Origin of the sequence: Akkermansia muciniphila, assembly GCF_040616545.1 — a bacterium.
Classification (GTDB): domain Bacteria; phylum Verrucomicrobiota; class Verrucomicrobiia; order Verrucomicrobiales; family Akkermansiaceae; genus Akkermansia; species Akkermansia muciniphila_E.
Window position 1 is genome coordinate 450,327 of record NZ_CP156688.1, and the last position, 15,802, is coordinate 466,128.

Below are 15,802 nucleotides of genomic sequence, written 5' to 3' on the forward strand. Positions count from 1 at the left end.
AAAATAAAACTTTTTTCCGAGACATGCCATCTTGCCGGCGCAGGAAGGCGCCAGACGCTTCCGGGCGCAGAAGGGCCTTCCGGCAATGAGGCAATAGACAGCGCGGGAGTCAGTCCCGTTTCCTTTTTCTGCGTCGTCCCTCGTGATTGGCGGTTTCCCCGTTCATGCGCTGCTGGAGGCGCAGTTTCCACTGGGGCACCTTCCCCTCCGCCTTGGCCGCGTGAAAGCCCTTCCCCTCCCGGCCTTTTTCCCTCCACGCGTGTTCTTCCTGGGCTTCCAGCCTTTCCCGGCGCCGCTGTTCCTGAATCTCCGCCAATTTCCTGGCCCGGCGGATTTCCACCCGCTTGCTTACCTCCCCATGGGCTGACGTCACGCGCCAGGGGCCGATGCGGTGTGGATACGTGATGGGCGCGCAGATCAGTTCCGCATCCAGAAAACGCATGGAGGCCACCAGCAGGTTCTTGACGTTCGCCAGCAGGCCGCCGTCCGTCCAGACGCCGCCCATGCCCATTTCCAGGAGAAAAGCCAGGTGAAGCGTTTCCGCCTCCGAGGCCAGGATGGAAAAATCCCTCAGGGAGACGCCCTCCGCCGGCTCTTCATCCGGAGCGGCTACGGAAGCGGCCCGGAGCAGGAACAGCGTATCCCTGACCTTGCGGCTCAGGGCGCAGACCAGTTCCCCCACCTTGGGCCGGGCGTCAAAGCGGTAATCCTTCACCTCCACCAGCCACAGGTCCCGGCGCCCCGGATGGTACAGCAGGAAGTCCATCTCCTTGCACCCCCCGCAGAAATTCTGCGCCTGCCGGGAATAATAGTCCGAGCACTCAATGCGGCACACGACGTAGCCTTCATCGATCCAGAAACGGTGGACTCCCTCCACGTAATGAGCTTCTGACGGCTTATGACTCATAGCTCAGCTTCAAGTACCTGTCCGCCTGCTCGATTTCCGCTTCAAGAGACTCGATAGGCCCCACATCCTCCAGGGATTCCCCCCAGGACACCCTTACCCCGGAGCGGTCACCCCGCGGAACGCTCATCCCGAAAAACTTCCTCTGCACCATCGCGTTGCGCGGCTCGGACAACTGGATCATCAGCTCCCGCAGCAGGAACAGGCTGTGGGAGGACAGGATTACCTGCACCCCCGTTTTGGCAAGCCCTGTCAGGGTTTTCACCAGCACGGGCAGATGGGAGGCGTTCAGGTTCATTTCCGGCTCATCCCAGAACAGGACGGAGCCTCTCTTCACGGACCCGTTACGGATCAGGTAGCTCAGCGTGCCCAGCCTTTTGAAGCCTTCCGCCACCAGGCTCATCTCAATAGGCTCCTGGCCGGGGCGCTGAAGGAAAAACCGCCCGTCACGCTTCACCACCTGCCCGCCGATGATCTTTTCCAGCCTGGCGACCACGCGCCCGGCGTCCGTGCTGATGGGCTGCGCCGCCGCATCCGCATCCAGGTAGCGGCAGAGGTCCCAGCTTCCGCCGTCCAGGAACTCGGGAAACCTGCTTCCCACCTGCACGAAGCTGGGATAAATGGTCAGCACCTCCCGCGCCGCCAGGAACACCACCGGCACGTTCAGGAAGCGCAGGGGCATCTCCTGAATGGTCAGCCCCTCCTCCTCATGCCCGGCCTTGAAATCAAACACCAGGTTCCCCATGCCCTCCGGCACGCCTTCCCCTTCCATGGAGGCCTCCACATGGGCGTGGGCGTTGCCGCGGTTCCGGGCGGTCAGCCCGGCCAGGCCGCGGGACGCAAACACCCGCATCAGGTCCTTCCGGAGCCTCTGCTCCTCCGCCCACTTCTCCGGCAGGGACTTCCTGCCCCCGTCCGCGCTCCATTTGGCCACGGTATAGCACAGCTTCAGCAGATGGCTCTTGCCGGAATCATTGCCGCCCACCACCACATTGATTCCCGGGACAAACTCAAAATGTTCGCTCCCGGGAAACACCGTCACGCCGCTCACCAGTAGGTCATGTATCATACCGTTCCCAATGTAGCACAGAAGCGCATGCCGTAAATTACAAATGCCGCCAGTTTCCGTCACAAAAAAAAACGCCGCCCGCCATGCGCTTCTCCCGGAAGACGCGGCAAAAAAGCATTCGCCTCCCATTCCCTGCATTTCCCCGTTCAGACCCGGACACGGCACACTTTAAGCTTCCCATTGACGGGCGCCTTATTAAAGTAGTCCGCATGAGCGCATCATGGACCACCGCCAGGGAATATACGGACATCAAGTATGAGACAACGGACGACGGCAGCATCGCGAAAATCACGATCAACCGCCCCCATGTCCGCAACGCTTTCCGCCCCCAGACCGTGCATGAAATGCTCAATGCCCTCAACGCCGCGCATGAAGACCCCAAGGTGGGCGTGGTCATCCTGACCGGGGAAGGCCCGGACGCCTTCTGTTCCGGGGGCGACCAGAAGGTGCGCGGAAACGCCGGCTACATCGGTGAAGACGGCGTACCCCGCCTGAACATCCTGGACGTGCAGCGCACCATCCGCACCATGCCCAAGCCCGTCGTCGCCATGGTGGCCGGCTACGCCATCGGCGGAGGCCATGTCCTCCACGTCGTCTGTGACCTCACCATCGCCGCGGACAACGCCAAATTCGGCCAGACCGGGCCTAAGGTGGGCTCCTTTGACGGAGGGCTCGGCTCCTCCTACCTGGCGCGCATCGTGGGGCAGAAAAAAGCGCGGGAAATCTGGTACCTGTGCCGCCAGTACGATGCGCAGCAGGCGCTGGACATGGGCCTGGTCAACACCGTGGTTCCGCTGGAAAAGCTGGAAGAGGAAACCCTCTCCTGGTGCCGCCAGATGCTCCAGCACAGCCCCTTGGCGCTCCGCTGCCTGAAGGCCTCCCTGAACGCGGACTGCGACGGGCAAATGGGCCTGCTGGACCTGGCCGGCAACGCCACCCTGCTCTATTACATGAGCGAGGAAGCCAAGGAAGGCAAAAACGCCTTCGTGGAAAAGCGCGCCCCGGATTTCTCCAAATTCCCCAGGCTCCCGTAACCCTCTCCGCACCATGCCCACCCCCTCCGACAACGAAGGCGCCCCCAGGAACGACTCCGCCAGCAGGGAACCCCTGCACGACCTGCCGGACCATGAGAACATCGTGGAACATTTCTACGATCCGGAGGAACAGGCCAGGGAAGAAAAACCCGTCCGTGAAAAAACGCCCTTCTCCCTGATCGGCAATCTTATCTTCCTGTTCACCATAGCCATTCTGGCGGCTATTTCCTGGCTGGTTTACTCCTCCTGGCGCCCGCAGAATACGGCGGAACTCCCCGGCTTCCGCCAGAAGGAGAATGCCCCGGACATTCCCAAAATCCTGAAACAGGCCATCAGCCGGGACGCCTCCGTTTCCTTCTCGGAAGAGGACATCAACCGCTACCTCGCCTCCTCCGTCCACCCCCAGCAGCACGGGGCCCTGGCCATCTTCGCCACCAATCCCGCCGTAGGCATCCGGCTTCACGGCGGCAAGGAGCAGCCGGACGGCACGATTGGGGAAGGCTGCATGGAAATCATCATAGAACGCTACACGGGCATCGACTCCCGCCAGACGATTTCCCTGTTCCTGACGCCCTTCCAGTCCATGGACCCGCACAACTACATGGCGGTGCAGACGCGCTTTGAATTCTACAATGACGAAACCCTGCCGGGCGGCATCCACGTGGGAGGAACCATCGGCAGGCTTTCCGTTCCCCAAGGATACATGATCTTTCTCCTTCCCGCGTTTGAAAACCTGCTCCAGGCCTACCTGCCGCTCATCCACATGATTGAGGAAAGCGGCATGGGCATCCACATCAGCGAAGGAAGGCTGGACCTGACGCCCCCGCAAAAGCGCACGCTGTGAATGCGGAGGCATGCATCAAGTTCAAAGATAATATTAAGCCGTTATTCCACCCCGAACCATTTACCAGGTGAAAAAGACGCCACAATGCCATATCGTCGCAGGTCCGAATGGGGCAGGAAAAACTACATTTGCCCTGGATTACCTGATGCATGAAACAAATTGCCGGGCATTTATCAACGCGGACATGATCGCCCAGGGCCTTTCGCCTCTTGCTCCGCAATCGGTCCAGGTTAAGGCAGGGAAATTGTTTTTGGAAGAATTGAAAAGGCATCTGAAACAAAAAGAGAGCTTCTGTTTTGAAACTACTCTTTCCGGCTCTTCCTATCTGCAAAAAATCAACCAGTGGAGAAAAGACGGCTGGCATGTGATTCTTCATTATCTCTGGATACCGGATGCACAATTTTCCGCTTTACGCGTGCAGGAACGTGTAGCTCAGGGAGGGCATGACATTCCTCATAAGGCCATTTTAAGACGCTATGATAAAAGCCTGCGCAATTTATTCAATTATCTCCCCATATGCAATGAAGTAATGTGCTACGATAATTCAGACGTAAATCATCCCCTCATTTTCACCATGGCAAGAGGAAAGATTGAAGTCATCAACGCACCCCTGTATAAAAGCATTCAACAGAAAACCTGTCCATGAACCATCATCCACATCTGTCCGAAACGGCAAAACGAGGGTTGCGGGCTCTTCACAGGGCGGTAAAAAAAGAGATGGAGAAAAAAAGCAGGTTGGGACAATACGTCATTGTCTTTCGCAACGGAAAAACGGTGCGGATGCTCGCATCAGAAGCCTTGCAAGCTTCCACTCCTGCTCAAAACCCGGGAGAAACTGCCCCCCCTGATAGCGCCTGCCACCGGTAACCTAATACTCTGAAGGCGTCCGGTCTTTCAAATCTCAGTCTTGCGCCTCAAGTACTTTCCTCCTTCAGGGGTATATTACAGAAAAGACTATTTCTCCATATCCCTGACCATCAGGGTCATGTATTCTTCCGGCCAAGAATGGATAATCTGCCCGGCGTCATTGAAGACGGCCACCAGGCGGATGGAGTCCCGCCCATCTGAAAGCACCATTACGGTTTCATCCTTTTCAAAATCATACCGCGGCTTGCCCAGCTTGAAAGCGGCATTCCTGCGGTCCGTCTTCAACCAGGCGCGCGCCTGCTCCATCGTCAGTCCCCGCAGGGCGCGGTCATCCCTGAACACGCGCCTTGCCGCATTCATGGCCGCGGGGCTGGAGACCACCATGCTATTCCGGAACGGACGCGTTTCCCACATGCGGTCAATGTCCCGTTCCAGCGCGCCGCCCATCCCCCCGGAAAGGAAGAATACGGCCACAGGCCAAACCAGCAGGACAACCACTACCCACGCCGTCAGCCGCCTGCGGCTTTTGGAAAGCGCCGCGATGCCCTGGGCTATTTTCCCCCATTTCTCCACAAGTTCCTCATCCGCATGCCCGAACAGAAAGTTCACCTGCCTGTGTTCAATGCCGTTCCGGAGTTCCGCCACCGTCTTTCCCTTTTCCGGGGCCAGATCCTCCAGCGTAGGGCCTCCCTTGACAAAATGGCGCACGATTTTAGGCCACAGCACGGGAACCACGGCAAAACGGACCGTGAGCAGAACCAGGCTGCCCACCAGGCAGCCGCTGATCAGCAGGACGTCAAACGGACGGCTGAAGAAATAGTCCGGATTCCACATCCAGATGAAAGGCGCGGCCAGGTAAATCCCCAGCGCAAACAGGCACCACGACCAGACAACGGCGGAAAAACGGCTGACCGCCACGGCCACCCCCAGCAGGAACAACAGGGAGCCCAGGACGATTCCCCACGGGAACGTCCCGTAAATGGCGGCCAGAAAAGCCAGAATCATCAACGCCATGCCCACGGGCTGCCGAACTTTTTGCATATCCGGACCGTAACACAAGCCTTTGAAGGCATCAAGAAAGGAAGCCCCCGCAGTCACACAGGACCGCGCCGCCGCACCGCCTTTCCCCTTATTTCAGCCAGCCGTACTCCATGATGAGCGCCGCTTCCACCTCCGCATTCTTGGCGGCTTCCGCATCCAAATTCTCATGCATGGTTTTAATATCCTTCCTCTGCGCCAGATATTCCTTGCCTGATAGGGCCATCCTGGACTTCTTAAATTCAATTTCCTTCAAAATGACTTTCTTCCAGATTTCAAACCTTTTCCTGCTCTCCATCAGCGCGGCCACTTTGATGCGTCTCTGTTGCAAATCCATCACAACCTTTTTCTGCATCAGATCATGATTTTCCTTAGCCGTCTTGTATTGGAACCAGGAAGTCAACCGAGTGTCCAATTCTTCACGCAGGCTCATATTCACCTGCATGTCTCCGGCTCCTGCAAAGAACCCCTGATAAGTACCACCCGTACTGGAAAACAGGGTAGGGCTGTAAAAATTAATATCTACGGACGGGAAAAACTTCATCTTGGCATTTAGAACCTGCAGTCTGGAAGCTTCCAATTCCATGGCCACCATGGTCACTACCAGCAAATCCAAATGCCGGGAAGCGGTCCTGTATTTCACCCAGTCCACCCTGGGCATCGTTTCAGGCCTGACAAGCCACTGAGCATCCATATTCCCCATAAGGACAGCAAACCCCTGAGAAATTTCACTCACCCTTTTCTCCCAATCATCCTGGATCAATTTTTTCTGAACGCCATCATCGTTATAAGGCACGGCATCCAGCCGATTCTTGTAGCTGGTGTATGCATTTTGATAGGAAAGCACCTGCCTATACAACCTAGACACAAGTTCCCTTTTTTTCATCTCCAAGGTTTTCCGGGCTGTATAGACGGCAGATTTAGCTGAGTAATAATCAAAAGGTATCTGCGTCAGGGACGGCATATTAAACAGAATATTGGTATTATACTCTACATCCTGTGCTGTTACTCGGGTCAGTTCATTCAACTCTTTTGTCAGCATCCAATCCAGATTCACACCTGGAATGACTTGGGTATATACGCTGATTACAGAACGTTCCGTTGCCCGAAGAGCCTGTTCCGAGCGCTTCAAATCCAAATTTCCCTCCATCATAGCAGCCATCGCCGTATCCCAGGATATTTCCTTTCGGGGCAACTCCTCCCAATCGGGAATGGCAGCCATTTTATCCATCAGCTCCACAGTTTTTCTTTCCATGTGCTTATCCACGGAACAGGAAGTACACGCAACGGAGCAAATACAGAAACCCAACAGAGTCTTCCACCAAGCCACCCTGAATGGACTCCAGAAAAAGCTGCAAACCGAGGAGAAAAGGAGCATACTGGTGCCCGTTTCATAACTTCTGCTTCTGAAAAGTCAAGTACCAACACAGCAGAACCGATAAAAGGAGTATAGGAGGAAGATCATCAATACCCGCTCAAATCCCTCTTCCATTCGTTTGTGAAATGCGTTCCATTTTCCAAATTTCCTTCCTTGACAGATCATATGAAATACTACAATCTCCTTCAATAAACATTATCTATAGTTATTTGTTATGTTCCCTCTTTCCCAGAATATCTCCCTGGCCTGCTGTTCCCTCGGACTTCTCTTTTTGACGCAATGCGGCGGAAGCAGTAGTAGCGGCGGTAATGCCCCCGATACTCTCAACGGCACCGTATTATCCATCAGACTGGGAATAACGGCATCAGATTTTCCTAATATTTTTGAATTGATCACCGCTACTAACGGACAGTCCAGCCTCCAGACCAGGGGACAGAATATTGAAGAATGGAATGGCTCCCCAACCGTGATTTATCACAAGACAGGCGATAATGCAGCTACTCTGAACCTGCGTTGGATTGCGGGGAAAAACAATACTATAGCATATTCCATGGACCTCCCTGCTCTGGAATTTGACCAATCCACCCATGCAGCCGCAGGCGGCGAAGGCGGAACGCTTTCACGCCAGCCGGCAGGAGAAGAAATGCAAACTCTCAATGGTGTCAGTGCAGACGTCACCATTACTTACAGCAACTAATCGTCCCTTCCTGTCTTACTCATATAATTTCAATATCCTCCATCTATATGAATACTCGTTTTTGCATCATGGCATCTCTGCTCCTTCCCTCCTTTTTGTGCACATCCGTGCTCACAAGTTGCGGAGGCTCCAGTAAAACGGAAGAAATCTATATTCCTATCGGAACAGCTCGCAATGTAGAAATCTCCTTGGAAAACAACCAGGTATATACAGTTGCCTTTGATGTTGTTTCCACACACAACGCTAACATCTATTCCGGAGAAAGTGCGGACCCCAGTGTCGCGTCCATCCATGTTAGAGGTTATGTTCCCGCTGATGACACCGCCGCTGAAATAGCTTTGTACTGGTACACCAACAGAGCCGGTGAAGAGGCCTTCCCCTGCTACTTGATTATGACCGACGTTAAAAATGTAACCAAAGGTACAGGAACCGCTACATGCGCTCTGTCTGATCCCTATTTTGCCAATCCTGCCGTTACCGATCGGCCCGGTACCCTGACGAAATTCAATAAATAATACGAGATATTTACTATCTTACTATCTGATTTTAAAGGCCTGCAGACTTCCTCTGCAGGCCTTTTTATATCAAAACAGCATCTCCGAACGAAGAAAGAACAGTTATTCAGTCCAAGCACGGACGTGTACTCCGCTTATTTCAAGACTTTCCCAATAGGACGATAGGCAGAGAAGGCAACTGGTACGGAAGAAAGCAACACACAAATCAAAAGAGAAATGCCTAAAAGCCATAGATCCTGCCATATGTCTGCATACGTTAAAACAGCATCTCCCAGCTTGAAAAATTCTCCCAGGACAATCTTTTGAGTCTTCATGAAAGCCCATACAGCTCCAGCATAAGAAATTCCTATCAAGAAAATATTTTCAACAATAAATGTCAACACCAGCAAAGCCGGGCGCACCCCAAAACTTTTCATTAGTGTATAAACATACTCGTTCTGGCGAAATTCCATAGAAGCCAGGGCAATTAGAAGAATCCCCACAATAACAGCAATACCAACGGAAAAACCGGTCCGGCATTCCATCTGGTTGCTCATCAGCACTTCCAATCTTTTCAACATGCCTACATGAGTCTGAACCATCGTCATGCTTCCGTCATAGCGCACCATATTATTCAGCGTTTCCTCAATATTCTGGATATTATCCGCGGTCATCTCATGAACCCTGATCACATAACGGTCGTTGCTTACAGGGGCAACCTGTCCGGTATTAAAAGCTCCCTCCGGAGCCAGCACAACTCCGGAAGGATATAATTTTCCTAAAAGGTGATTCTCCGGCAACGGAGATGCATTCAATGAAAAGTCGAAATCCCCGATGACAACTTTGCACGGTCCAGGATGCAGGGAACTCCTGCCCGGGTGAAACAAAAGGACGACAGGCACTTCCTCCAGCCCCAGATCAGCAAGATAAAAGCAGGACTCCATGTTGTATTCCAGAATAGGGAAAACCGCTTTTCCCACACGGGCGAATCCCGCGGGAGCGTCTTTTAACGCCAGAACGTCGCAGCCATACAAGGAAGGCAACTCATGTTGAAGCAGATTCCTTTTGGAAGGTTCACCGTCGCGCACGGTATCAAGGACTACAATCAAATCAGCACCGTTTCTTTTGATCTCATCATGCAGCATCTTTGCAGAAAGAACGTAATTCGCAAGAAATGAAAGAGCGCACAGCGAGAGGAAAAACGCTACCAATACCCGGGAAAGCGGGCTGGCGGGCCTTTCCCTCCACCGGTGCAGAGTATCCTTAAAGAGATACAGACTGATTAAAATCAATGATTTCATGAGTCAGGTCGAAGAGCCGGGAATCATGCGTACTTAAAATGCATATCTTATCGGACGGATATTCCCTGATCAATTTCTTGATGATCTCCGTATTGCTGTCATCCAGCCCGGAAGTAGGTTCGTCCAACAGCAGAATATCTGAATCCTTCATCAGCGTACGGGCCAGAGCCGCACGCTGGGCTTGTCCGCCGGACAGGCTACCTGCCTTCTTGTGACGCAGGGATTCCAACCCCAAACGCTCCACGAGGTCGTCCACTCTTTGTGTCCACTGTTTTTTAGGCAACATGGCCATCTCCGCACATAATTGAAGATTCCTCTCCACCGTAGCTAGAGGCAGCAGATTGATTCCCTGAAACATATAACTCACCTCCTTCCGGCGATAAAGAGCATCAGTCAGAAATCGCCTGCCGGGAGCAAGCACCTTTCCGCGCTGGGGTTTCAGATAACCGGCCAAAAGTTTCAGCAGCGTGGTTTTTCCGCATCCGGAATACCCTTTTAAAATAGTGATTCCAGATGAAAAAAGCCTACTGTAGTTTTCAAAAATCCATTGCTTTCCCGAATAGCTGAAATAAACGGATTCACATGCCAATTTCATTTTTTCCGTACAATCAATTCCGTTTCTCCATTTACGATCAGCTCCATATCCGGATGCGTTTTTTCAAGCAGTTCCTGCCAGGAGGAACATTTCCTTCCTTCCGGACTGGAAGCCAGCAAAATCTTATTGAGACGAACCACCTCTCCAGAAGGAGAATAATAAAGCCTGGCCGTACAATTAGAACCCAGCATGGCGTGAGCCCGGTCATAGTCCTTTGGAGACAGGCGGAAAAAATAAGCCAGTAAATCTCCTCCGCTGGAAGTGTTTTTCTCTACACGCTTGAAAGCAAAATTCCCCCGCAGCATGGAACCGTCACTCATGGGGACAGCCAAATATAATGATTCTGGCGGCAGTCTGGTCAAATCAGGATCCGCTATGGAAATAGTAATATAATAGGCGGAATCATCACAAACAGTTGCAATGGCCGCCGCCGCATCCAGATATAAGGATACACTGTTGTCTCGTGGGAAGGAAAACTGGTACTGCAACTTGCCGTCAAAAGGCATTTTAAGGATGTATTTTTCCTCTTTCTTGCTGAAGTCCAATCTGGCCTTGTCCCCAACCATGGCTAATTCCTTTTTGGTCAGTTCAATCTTGTCCCTCAAGGATTTTTCCGCTCGTTGTCCGCCTTCCGGCTGTTTGCTGGCATACTGTCTTTCCTCTCTCGACAAGGAAGAATAAAATTTCATTTCTTCCAATTGTTTTTCTAATTCGGACAGTTCCTCCTCCTTGGCGATACGGTCTTTTAAAATCTTGACCTCCAGTTCCCTCCGCTCCATCTCGATTTCATCCTCATTGACTGTAGCAATGATAGTATCCCGCCGAACACGACCATCCGCCGGAATCCAGTTGCTGACGATGCCGTCTGCCGGCATGCTGAAAGAACGTATCCTCTCAGGGACGACCTTGGCCCTGAATACATTGATGTAGCAATCCCTGGCTGTTTCCGGGACCTCTTCTTGAACGTTCGGAGCAATCACCGTTCCGAAGCCATGCGGCAAAATAGACGCCAGCAGGCACGAAAATATCACCAGGCATAATTTTCCCCAATTTTTCAACATATTCCCTGCAAAAAAAAGTGCGGCCATCCTTCACGAACGACCGCACTTTGAATATAAAACCTGTGACTCATGAGCCACTTAATTACCGGTAGGATAATAGAACACCGTACCATCTGTTCCCGCCCAGGGATTCCCGGCCACAATTTCTCCTTCTCCGTTCTGAATACCGCTTACGAACGAAACGTTGCCCGTACACGTACCCTCGGCCGTTTCATACTTTGTAGAAGCATTAAATGTGATGTCCATATTTACCTGAACGGAGCCGTAGAAAATCACCACAATCGGACCAGGCAAAGTGACCTGACCCTGAGCAATCACGAAATTGCCCACCAGAGAAGCTTTTTCCGCAGTCGTCCTTCTGTACACCATGTGGGTCGTGGCGGGAATCGAAGTACCGGCAGCGGCTCCCTGAATCTTCGCCAGAGGAAGGTCGGAATCATTACCATCCAGCTGAATGATAAGAGAGGACGAATTATTCGGGTCCACCTGATCCGTAATCGGCACTATCATATTCAGCCTGCTTCCGGAGGGAAGGCATGTCCCTTCTCCACTATCGCCGCTGCCTCCGCATGACAGAAGTCCAGCAGACACTACCGCCAGAGACAAAAAGGAGAGAGAATACTTGTTAAATACACGGGCAAACATAATGGAAAATGAGTTTTTTCCAAGATAGTGATTCTTGGGAGAACGTCAACAAAATAACTGCATTGATCTACATCTTCATACTGTTCCACACACCGGAGCCCCTGGAAAAAGAACGAACAGCATGGTCTATCTTACTCAGCACATCAAAACACGCAAAATATGGAAATCCCTTTCTGCCTTTTCCAACAGCATCCATGCCTAGGCAGTATCACCCTATGATAGACCTACCTGGCTTTTTCTAGGCGCCGCTTGAGCACGCGCCCCGTAATGAAGAGGGGAACGGCCCCCATCAGGAACAGGATCAGGGAATCCTTCCAGGGGGTGGGTACCGTGCCTTCGTCCGCGCTGTAGCCGGGGTCGTCCGGAGCCTTTCCGGTGTTGCCCCACGGCAGGGGCTGCCGGCGCGCCAGGAAAATTTCCGGACGGTCCAGCGTATCCCGGCTGACGCGCTGGATTTCCGCGGATTCATCCAGCATCACAATGCGGTCATTGACGTAAAAGGATTTGACGGAGGGCTTGCCCTTCCCCTGCTGTTCCAGTCCGGCAATCACCTGCCTGTAGTTTTTCTCATAGCCGTTGACCGCCGCTCTCCGGACCTGGCGGACCGCGGCCTTGGCCTGTTCCGGATCATCCGCGCCAATAGCGGCAATGTGGAGGAGCGCCATCTTGAGCAGCTTGAATTCCTCAAACTCCCGGTTATTGAGATGGGGCTGCGCCTTGAGCTCGTCCACCTTTTCCTGAATGGTTTCACGTTCCCGTTCCCAGACATTTTTGGAGGCCTGGTCCACCACCATCATTTCAAAGGAGTAGCGCAGGGGGCAGAATTCCGCCACCAGCGGAACGCGGCCCGGCTTGAGGCGCCCGTGTTCATCCGTACGGTGGGCGGACCACGGGATGAACTGGTTCATTTCATCAAAGCGGACAATGGCCCCGGCCATCAGAATCTGGGGAATGAGCAGCAGCGGCACCATGTTGAGCGCCGCCCGCTCCGTCTTGGCGAAGACGGAGACCAGCAGGGACAGGCTCACGCCGATGAAGGCCGTCAGGGTCATGGTTCCCAGGTAGATCAGGAACATTTCATGGATTTCCAGGATAGCGTTCCCCACCCACAGGAAGAGGGCGGACTGCACGGCGGAAAGCCCCGTAAGCACCAGCGCCTTGGCAAGCACATACCCGGTCACGAATACCTTGGCGTTCCCCTCGCGCTTGAGCAGGGCGCGGTCCTTGAGCACTTCGCTGGCCGCCCCCGTGAGGCCGAAGAACATCGCCACGATGATCGCCAGGAACAGGTAGGAGGGAATGTGGAGGGCGGTGGCGAAGGTGTATTCCGGGCTGGAGGAGGCGCGCAGGGTCAGGGAAATCAGCAGGGCCAGCACCGGGCCTTCCAGCAGCATGGTGTACAGCCCCATGCGGCTCCGCACCCGGCCCAGGAAGGTGCGCACGGCCCAGATGCGGAACAGGCGCCACAACTGCATCACGCTGCGCCTGGGGGCAGGCGGAAATTCCAGCGTGCCTTCATACAGGGTCCTGGGGGCGCCCCCCTCATGGTGGTGCCCCATCACGTTGCGGAACCGGTAGCCTTCAAAGCGTTCCTGCCACAGACGCGGATGCTGCCGCCTGCGGCGGTCATGCCAGGAAAGGGGCGCCTCCAGCACTTCAAACACGTAATCCGCACCGCCGGCGGTCCGCGCCTCCTCGGAAACGTCAATGGCCATGTCCACGGCCGCCTTCCGGAAATACCGCATCATGCCCGGCACGTCCCCCCAGTAGGCCATCTGGCCGCCGTGGTCCAGCACCAGCACCTTCTGGAACTGGTTCAGGATGGCCGTGCTGGGCCGGTGCATGGTGGCTATCACCATCTTGTCACGGCTCATGTTCTGCATGGTCTGCATGACCAGCTTGGCGTCGGAGGTGGAAAGGCCGCTGATGGGTTCGTCCAGCAGGAAAACGTCCGCAATGCCCGCCAGGTCCAGCCCCAGGTTCAGGCGCGTGCGCTCCCCGTCGGAAATGGTGCGCGCATTCATCTCACCCACGCGGCGGGAGGCGATGTGCGTCAGCCCCAGGAATTTCAGGATGGCGTTCACGCGGCGGACGCGTTCCGACCGCGTGAGGCGGGGCCGGCGGATGATGGTAGCCTGCGCGATGTGCTCGGAAACGCTCATGGCCGCATCCAGAATGTCCTCCCGCGGAATAAAGGCGATGTAGGGCCGGATCAGGTCCGGAGCGCTGTACAGAAGCTGGTTGTTGTAACGGATGCAGCCCCGCGTGGGCGGCAGGTGCCCGGCCAGCATGGACAGCAGGGTGCTTTTCCCGGACCCGCTGGGGCCCAGGATGCACACCATCTCCCCGCGCTTCACGGTCAGGTCAATGTTGTCCAGCACGCGCCCGGAGCGCATGAACTCCTTGGTCACGCCCTCCACGCTGAGGGTTCTGATGGCGTGGTATTCTTCATCCAGCACCCCGGCGGAAAAACGGCAGCGCAGCGCGTGGTACGCGTTCAGGTGAACCACGTCCCCGTCACGCAGGGATACCCTCCCCCTCACCGGCCTTCCATTAAGCAGCAGCGGCATGGAGGCCTCCACCACTTCCAGCCAGCCGGAATTGGTAGCGCTGGAAAAGGACACCTCCAGCACCACGCCGGAGGCCAGTCCCGGCGTGAGCAGCATGTCCCCCTTGCGCGCCTTTTCCGGCAGGTTGGTCACGCGCAGCTTGCGGGTTCCGGGGTCCAGGCGGAAGCGCCGCCCGATGTCCGACATGGAATTCTGCACCTCTCCCATGGAGAAAGGCCCCTCCCCGTCCAGCGTGAAGGAGGAATAATAGGCCATGCGCACATTTTCACCGGGGTACAGCCGCCTCCCATCCACCATGAATTCCACTTCCGGTCTCAGCACCTCCACCTCGCACGCCAGCCCCATGTTCACGCGCACCTCACTGGCCCGTGAGCGTACCCGGCTGATTTGCAGCGCCCCGTTGTCCAGGGAAATGTAACAAGCCTCCTGCTTGCCGGAGCGCTTGCAGTCCAGGAAAAACGCAAAGTCCTCAAAGCTCAGGGGGCCGGACGGCAAAAGAACCACCTGTCCGTTGGTCAGGGGCATCACCCCGCCGGGAGCCAGATGGCGCCCGCGCACCACAATCGGTTTGGAGCCGTCATTCACCACCAGCACCAGGCGGGAGCACCGGATCAGGCGGAAGGAGATGCCCTTGTCCTGCTCCGGCAGGGAAACCTCCGCGCCAATGCCCGCGGAAAAACCGACGCTGTAAGCCGGTTCCTGGGCCTCCACATCCGGCGTCATCAGCAGCTGCCTCAAGAGGTTCGCCGTGCCCGGCAATTCCAGGCCGTACGTCACCTGGTCAAACAGTTCCCCGATCATCCGTGGATCTCCCGTATTGATGAGCAGGGAGAGCACTTCCAGCGCAATCGCCATGCGCTCCGTTTCATCCCTGCCGGAGGCGGCGGAAGCCAGCACGTCCGCCACCGTCAGATTGGCCCGCATGGACCGTTCAAAACGGTTGGAAAGCCAGCGGTGCTCCACTTCCGGAAAGGTATAGCGCAGAATGTCCAGCGCGGCGTCCGCGTCACGGGCGCTCAAATGGCGGCGTCCGCTCAGAATGGTGGCAAACAGGTCCACCAGCGTCCCGGCGTGAACCTTCATGGAGCCGTCGTCCCGGCGCAGCCACGGCACATAGGCGCCCAGCGTCCTGACCAGGTTCAGCCTCCAGTGAATCAGCTTGGAAGGTATGTCAAAAAACCATCGGATCATGCCAGGGAACGCGTTGCAGGAACAGTAGTACAGGGATTCCGGGCCCACCTCAAGCGCAACCGGAATTTCACGGAGAAATGACAATATTTTCTACACCTTTATCTTGCAATAGGT

General features: G+C 55.0%; 15 protein-coding genes. 6 read left to right on the forward strand and 9 right to left on the reverse strand.

Annotated features, from left to right (window positions below):
• Positions 1-109: 109 nt before the first annotated feature.
• On the reverse strand, positions 110-907 hold the full coding sequence (locus ABGM91_RS01900) for a hypothetical protein (protein WP_290565302.1): 798 nt from the start codon (positions 905-907) through the stop codon (positions 110-112).
• Positions 897-1,973, reverse strand: a complete 1,077-nt coding sequence (locus ABGM91_RS01905) for an AAA family ATPase (RefSeq protein WP_215427092.1) — start codon at positions 1,971-1,973, stop codon at positions 897-899. Before ABGM91_RS01905 ends, ABGM91_RS01900 begins: the two co-directional genes overlap by 11 nt.
• 209 nt (positions 1,974-2,182) lie before the next feature.
• Here ABGM91_RS01905 and menB point away from each other — a divergent pair, with 209 nt between their 5' ends.
• From menB to ABGM91_RS01925, 4 genes are all read left to right on the forward strand, one after another.
• Entirely contained in the window at positions 2,183-3,007 is an 825-nt protein-coding gene (gene menB / locus ABGM91_RS01910; protein WP_215427093.1) for a 1,4-dihydroxy-2-naphthoyl-CoA synthase, read from the forward strand.
• A gap of 13 nt (positions 3,008-3,020) precedes the next feature.
• Positions 3,021-3,851: a hypothetical protein gene (locus ABGM91_RS01915; RefSeq protein ID WP_215427094.1), complete on the forward strand. Its 831-nt coding sequence runs from the start codon at positions 3,021-3,023 to the stop codon at positions 3,849-3,851.
• Between the two features lie 67 nt (positions 3,852-3,918).
• Positions 3,919-4,497: a zeta toxin family protein gene (locus ABGM91_RS01920; RefSeq protein WP_354833260.1), complete on the forward strand. Its 579-nt coding sequence runs from the start codon at positions 3,919-3,921 to the stop codon at positions 4,495-4,497.
• Positions 4,494-4,718 carry a hypothetical protein gene (locus ABGM91_RS01925; protein ID WP_215427096.1) on the forward strand — a complete coding sequence of 75 codons (225 nt, stop codon included), beginning with the start codon at positions 4,494-4,496 and terminating at the stop codon, positions 4,716-4,718. The genes ABGM91_RS01920 and ABGM91_RS01925 overlap by 4 nt, the downstream gene beginning before the upstream one ends.
• Positions 4,719-4,805: 87 nt before the next feature.
• Here ABGM91_RS01925 and ABGM91_RS01930 read toward each other — a convergent pair whose 3' ends face one another.
• Positions 4,806-5,759: a hypothetical protein gene (locus ABGM91_RS01930; protein WP_354833262.1), complete on the reverse strand. Its 954-nt coding sequence runs from the start codon at positions 5,757-5,759 to the stop codon at positions 4,806-4,808.
• Positions 5,760-5,847: 88 nt separating this feature from the next.
• Positions 5,848-7,011, reverse strand: a complete 1,164-nt coding sequence (locus ABGM91_RS01935) for a hypothetical protein (protein WP_354833264.1) — start codon at positions 7,009-7,011, stop codon at positions 5,848-5,850.
• 337 nt (positions 7,012-7,348) lie between these two features.
• Here ABGM91_RS01935 and ABGM91_RS01940 point away from each other — a divergent pair, with 337 nt between their 5' ends.
• Together ABGM91_RS01940 and ABGM91_RS01945 are read left to right on the forward strand one after the other, a co-directional pair.
• Positions 7,349-7,831, forward strand: a complete 483-nt coding sequence (locus ABGM91_RS01940; protein ID WP_354833266.1) for a hypothetical protein — start codon at positions 7,349-7,351, stop codon at positions 7,829-7,831.
• 47 nt (positions 7,832-7,878) lie between these two features.
• Positions 7,879-8,346: a hypothetical protein gene (locus tag ABGM91_RS01945; protein ID WP_354833268.1), complete on the forward strand. Its 468-nt coding sequence runs from the start codon at positions 7,879-7,881 to the stop codon at positions 8,344-8,346.
• Positions 8,347-8,480: 134 nt separating this feature from the next.
• Here the strand turns inward: ABGM91_RS01945 and ABGM91_RS01950 are convergent, their stop codons facing one another.
• The 5 genes from ABGM91_RS01950 to ABGM91_RS01970 form a co-directional block, all read right to left on the reverse strand.
• Positions 8,481-9,626: a hypothetical protein gene (locus ABGM91_RS01950; protein ID WP_354833270.1), complete on the reverse strand. Its 1,146-nt coding sequence runs from the start codon at positions 9,624-9,626 to the stop codon at positions 8,481-8,483.
• Positions 9,589-10,221, reverse strand: coding sequence for an ABC transporter ATP-binding protein (locus ABGM91_RS01955; RefSeq protein ID WP_354833272.1), 633 nt, complete (start codon positions 10,219-10,221; stop codon positions 9,589-9,591). The genes ABGM91_RS01950 and ABGM91_RS01955 overlap by 38 nt, the downstream gene beginning before the upstream one ends.
• On the reverse strand, positions 10,218-11,309 hold the full coding sequence (locus ABGM91_RS01960; RefSeq protein WP_354833274.1) for a hypothetical protein: 1,092 nt from the start codon (positions 11,307-11,309) through the stop codon (positions 10,218-10,220). Before ABGM91_RS01960 ends, ABGM91_RS01955 begins: the two co-directional genes overlap by 4 nt.
• Positions 11,310-11,360: 51 nt before the next feature.
• Positions 11,361-11,792 carry a hypothetical protein gene (locus tag ABGM91_RS01965; RefSeq protein ID WP_354833276.1) on the reverse strand — a complete coding sequence of 144 codons (432 nt, stop codon included), beginning with the start codon at positions 11,790-11,792 and terminating at the stop codon, positions 11,361-11,363.
• A gap of 359 nt (positions 11,793-12,151) precedes the next feature.
• Entirely contained in the window at positions 12,152-15,688 is a 3,537-nt protein-coding gene (locus tag ABGM91_RS01970; protein WP_354833278.1) for an ATP-binding cassette domain-containing protein, read from the reverse strand.
• Positions 15,689-15,802 lie beyond the last annotated feature (114 nt).

Bases quoted from the DNA above. Each gene is read 5' to 3' on its own strand.
- ABGM91_RS01900 (WP_290565302.1), bottom strand. From the start codon at position 907: ATGAGTCATAAGCCGTCAGAAGCTCATTACGTGGAGGGAGTCCACCGT.
- ABGM91_RS01905 (WP_215427092.1), bottom strand. From the start codon at position 1,973: ATGATACATGACCTACTGGTGAGCGGCGTGACGGTGTTTCCCGGGAGC.
- menB (WP_215427093.1), top strand. From the start codon at position 2,183: ATGAGCGCATCATGGACCACCGCCAGGGAATATACGGACATCAAGTAT.
- ABGM91_RS01915 (WP_215427094.1), top strand. From the start codon at position 3,021: ATGCCCACCCCCTCCGACAACGAAGGCGCCCCCAGGAACGACTCCGCC.
- ABGM91_RS01925 (WP_215427096.1), top strand. From the start codon at position 4,494: ATGAACCATCATCCACATCTGTCCGAAACGGCAAAACGAGGGTTGCGG.
- ABGM91_RS01930 (WP_354833262.1), bottom strand. From the start codon at position 5,759: ATGCAAAAAGTTCGGCAGCCCGTGGGCATGGCGTTGATGATTCTGGCT.
- ABGM91_RS01935 (WP_354833264.1), bottom strand. From the start codon at position 7,011: ATGGAAAGAAAAACTGTGGAGCTGATGGATAAAATGGCTGCCATTCCC.
- ABGM91_RS01940 (WP_354833266.1), top strand. From the start codon at position 7,349: ATGTTCCCTCTTTCCCAGAATATCTCCCTGGCCTGCTGTTCCCTCGGA.
- ABGM91_RS01945 (WP_354833268.1), top strand. From the start codon at position 7,879: ATGAATACTCGTTTTTGCATCATGGCATCTCTGCTCCTTCCCTCCTTT.
- ABGM91_RS01950 (WP_354833270.1), bottom strand. From the start codon at position 9,626: ATGAAATCATTGATTTTAATCAGTCTGTATCTCTTTAAGGATACTCTG.
- ABGM91_RS01955 (WP_354833272.1), bottom strand. From the start codon at position 10,221: ATGAAATTGGCATGTGAATCCGTTTATTTCAGCTATTCGGGAAAGCAA.
- ABGM91_RS01960 (WP_354833274.1), bottom strand. From the start codon at position 11,309: ATGGCCGCACTTTTTTTTGCAGGGAATATGTTGAAAAATTGGGGAAAA.
- ABGM91_RS01965 (WP_354833276.1), bottom strand. From the start codon at position 11,792: ATGATAGTGCCGATTACGGATCAGGTGGACCCGAATAATTCGTCCTCT.
- ABGM91_RS01970 (WP_354833278.1), bottom strand. From the start codon at position 15,688: ATGATCCGATGGTTTTTTGACATACCTTCCAAGCTGATTCACTGGAGG.